Genomic DNA, 3,846 nt, shown 5'->3' on the forward strand with positions numbered 1-3,846 from the left:
GGGGGGGGGGGGGGGGGGGGGGGGGGGGGGGGGGCCCCCCCCCCCCCCCCCCCCCCCCCCCCCCGCCCCCCAACAACCGCCCGGTAACCCCAGCAATAGAGGGAGGCTGTCTGCCTTTCTCATGAGACTTTTCTCCCTACAGCCTACGTTCTGTTTGGCCCCGGCAGGATGCTGAATGACGTCCATGGTGCGCGCGGGGCCCTTATGGCCCACAATTGCGGCCCAAATCAGCCACCCCGTTCGTTTCGGAGCTCTTGCCGTCCATGTCTCTTCGTCTCACGCGCCTGCTTACCGCCACGCTGATCGGCCTTAGCGCCTCCGCCACCGCCCTCGCTGCAGGGCCGCAACTGATCTGGCGTGGTGATGTCACCACCGCGCGTGGCGTCGTCACCGACGTGGCCAAGGCCTGGGAGAAATCCGGCAAGGGCAAGTTCGAGCTGCAGCCGTTCAACACGGCCTCGGGTATCGATGCGGTGGCTTCGGGCACGGCGGACCTCGCCGGCTCGGCACGCCCGGGCATCGGTGGCAAGGAGCAGTCGCTGACCTTCACCCCGGTGGCGTGGGATGGCCTGGTGATGGTCACCTACCCCTCCAACCCGGTCAGCAACATCACCCTGATGCAGCTGCACGAGATCTACATGGGCCACATCACCAACTGGAAGGAGCTCGGCGGCGATGACGCGCCGATCAACCTCTATGCGGTGGCGAGCCCGGGCGATGGCGTCGAATGGAGCCTGCGCCGCCTGCTGTTCGGCCGCGGCAACCAGCCGGTGGCCGCGCCGCGCCTGTACGTGAACCAGTCGAAGCTGGAAGAAGGCGTGACGCTCGATCGCCGCGGCCTGGGTGCCACCACCCTCGCCGGCGCGGGCAACAACCCGAAGCTGAAGCTGCTCTCGATCGATGGCGTGAAGCCGTCGGCCTCGACCGTCGCCAGCGGCGCCTACCCGCTGTACACCGAGCTCTACCTGGTCAGCAACGATGCCAGCCCGAAGGCGGCGGACGTGAAGGAGTTCCTGACCTTCGTGACCTCGAACCAGGCCGGTTCGATCCTGAAGGCGCATAACCTGCTGCCGTACGCCGATGGCACCGCGCTGGCCGCGGCCGACGCTGGCCGTCGCGCCAAGATCGCTTCGACCGTGGGCACCCGCGCTAACGTCGGCCAGGCGATGAACACGCCGACCGTCGCCGCCGCTGCCGCACCGGCTGCTGCCTCGGAAGCCGCGAAGGAAGCGGTAAAGGCCGCGCCGGCGGTCGCCAAGGGCAAAGCCGCGGGTGCTGCGAAGGTCGCTGCCGCTGCCACGGCTGCCGAAGCCTCGCCGTTCGCCCACATTGTCGCCAGCGTCACGACCACCGCCCACCAGGGCTTCAGCGGCGTCCGCAGCGATGCGTTCACCAGCTCGGACAACGCGAAGATCGGCGGCAAGTTCGCGAAGGTCACCGGCGACGCCGTGACCGTCGCCGGCAAGAACACCGCCAAGCCGGCGGTGGATTCCAGCGAGAAGTCGAACAAGGTGGAAACGCCGAAGGTCGCCGCGGAGCCGAAGCCGGCTGCGAAGGCCGCCGCCGCCCCCGCGCCGAAGGCCGCCGTCGCCAAGGCGGAGCCGAAGCCGGCCGCTGGCAACAAGACCTACAAGGTCGCCGCCGGTGACACGCTGTATTCCATCGCGAAGAAGAACAACGTCGACGTCAACCAGCTCCGCGCCATGAACGGGCTGAAGGACAACAACGTGAAGCTCGGCCAGACCCTCAAGGTCTCCGCCCGCTGATATAAGGGCCAAACCCTTGTGGGGCCAAACCCCCTGTGGGAGCGTGCTTGCACGCGATGCTCATGCCCCGAGGCAACCGGCTATCGCGTGCAAGCACGCTCCCACAAGAGCTGTTCCAACCTGATCTGCTGCTTTTCTGTGGGAGCGCGCTTGCGCGCGATGTCCCCGCCACGGACACCCCAATGCTCCCCATCCGCGCCATCACCCTCGACCTCGATGACACCCTGTGGCCTGTCCTGCCGGCCCTGATCGAGGCCGAGCATTGCGTGGATCGCTGGCTGAAGGAGCACCACCCGACGGTCGCGACGCAGTGGCCGATCGAGGCGATGCGCGAGCTGCGTGAGAAGGTGGCGCGTGAGCACACCCACCTCGCCCACGATTTCAGCGAGCAGCGGCGGATCACCATCCGCCAGGCGTTCGAGGCCTGCGGCATCGACGATGCGCCCGTGGATGCCCTCTGGCGCATCTATTACGCGGCGCGCAACAACGTCGAGCTCTACCCCGATAGCCTCCCCGCCCTGGAACGCATCGCGGCGAAGATGCCGATCGTCAGCATCTCCAACGGCAACGCCGACCTGGAAGTGATCGGCCTGCACCACCTCTTCCATACCCGGATCAACGCGATCGGCGCCGGCGTGGCCAAGCCCGATTCCAAGATTTTTCTTGCCGCCGCCGACGCGCTGGACCTGCCGCCTGCGCAGATCCTTCACGTAGGTGATGACCCGCTCCTGGACGTGGTCGGCGCCCGCGAGGCCGGTATGCCAACGGTCTGGCTCAACCGAACGGGTGAAAAGTGGTCCCACGGCCCGGCACCGGACCTCGAATTTGCCGATATGCACGGCCTTGCCGATTGGCTTGACGATTCTTCGGCCACGGGCGGCTAGAATATGACCGGAATATCAACCAGTCATTGACGCGGCCAACAACTGCCGCGAGGCACGGGAGGCCTGATGTCGCCACTGATCGACCGGAAATCCGGCAAGCGCTCCGTCACCACCATCGAACTCGTGGATGCGGCTTCGATGCCCGCCATGGAGCAGAAGCTAGGTGCGCAGCACCGGCAGTGGCTGGCATCGCTGGGTTTCCGTCCGACAGCCGGCTCCGTCGCCGTCCTTCCGAATAACGCCGGCGCGCTCTCGCGCGTGATCGTGGGCGTGGACCGCAAGGAACCCCTCTCGGTGCTCGGCGGCCTGCCGCAGCGCCTGCCGGAAGGCATCTACCAGCTCGCCGAAGATTCGATCGTGGAAGACCGCGAGCTGGTCGCGCTGGGTTGGGCGATGGGTGCGTACCGCTTCGAGCGTTATCGCAAGGCCGGCCGCCCGGTCGCGCAGCTGCTGGTCGAACCGGCGACGTTGCGCGCGGTGCAGCCGCTGATGGAAGCGGTGTTCGAAGTGCGCGACCTGGTGAACACGCCGACCGAGGACATGGGCCCGGCGGATCTCTCCGCGGCCATCCATGCACACGCCAACGAACACAAGGCGAAGGTGCGTGAGTGGGTGGGCGAGGAATTGCTCGCGAACACCTTCCCGACGATCCACGCGGTGGGTCGCGCGAGCCATCGCGAGCCGCGCCTCATCGAATTGACCTGGGGCAAGAATTCCAACCCGAAGCTGGTGATCGTCGGCAAGGGTGTGTGCTTCGACACCGGCGGCCTGGACATCAAGCCGTCCGATGGCATGCGCTGGATGAAGAAGGACATGGGCGGCGCCGCCCACGCCATCGCCCTCGCCGGCCTGGTGATGAAGGCACGCCTGCCGGTGCGCCTCACCCTGCTCGTGCCCGCGGTGGAGAACGCGATCGCCGGTAATGCCATGCGCCCGGGCGAAGTCATCCGCACCCGCGCCGGCCATACGGTGGAAGTGGACAACACCGACGCCGAAGGCCGCCTGGTGCTGTGCGATGCGCTCGCCTTCGCGGTGGAGCAGTCGCCCGACCTGATCGTGGATTTCGCGACGCTCACCGGCGCCGCACGCGTGGCTCTCGGCCCCGAACTGCCGGCGCTGTTCACCAACCGCGACCAGCTCGCGGATGAAGTGATCGGCGCGGCGGAATCCGTCGACGACCCGATGTGGCGCCTGCC

General features: G+C 67.5%; 3 protein-coding genes. All 3 read left to right on the top strand.

The genetic code is table 11. The annotated features are described in order from the left end of the window. The first annotated feature begins 263 nt into the window (after positions 1-263). Positions 264-1,766, top strand: a complete 1,503-nt coding sequence (locus tag ACTHLF_RS05470; RefSeq protein ID WP_440325542.1) for a substrate-binding domain-containing protein — start codon at positions 264-266, stop codon at positions 1,764-1,766. Between the two features lie 182 nt (positions 1,767-1,948). Then, positions 1,949-2,650: an HAD family hydrolase gene (locus ACTHLF_RS05475; RefSeq protein ID WP_440325544.1), complete on the top strand. Its 702-nt coding sequence runs from the start codon at positions 1,949-1,951 to the stop codon at positions 2,648-2,650. 66 nt (positions 2,651-2,716) lie between these two features. Continuing rightward, positions 2,717-3,846 (top strand): leucyl aminopeptidase family protein (locus ACTHLF_RS05480; RefSeq protein ID WP_440325546.1); only part of this gene is annotated, 1,130 nt, incomplete at its 3' end.

Source organism: Luteibacter sp. (assembly GCF_051958795.1).
Classification (GTDB): Bacteria; Pseudomonadota; Gammaproteobacteria; order Xanthomonadales; family Rhodanobacteraceae; genus Luteibacter.

Bases quoted from the DNA above. Each gene is read 5' to 3' on its own strand.
- ACTHLF_RS05470 (WP_440325542.1), top strand. From the start codon at position 264: ATGTCTCTTCGTCTCACGCGCCTGCTTACCGCCACGCTGATCGGCCTT.
- ACTHLF_RS05475 (WP_440325544.1), top strand. From the start codon at position 1,949: ATGCTCCCCATCCGCGCCATCACCCTCGACCTCGATGACACCCTGTGG.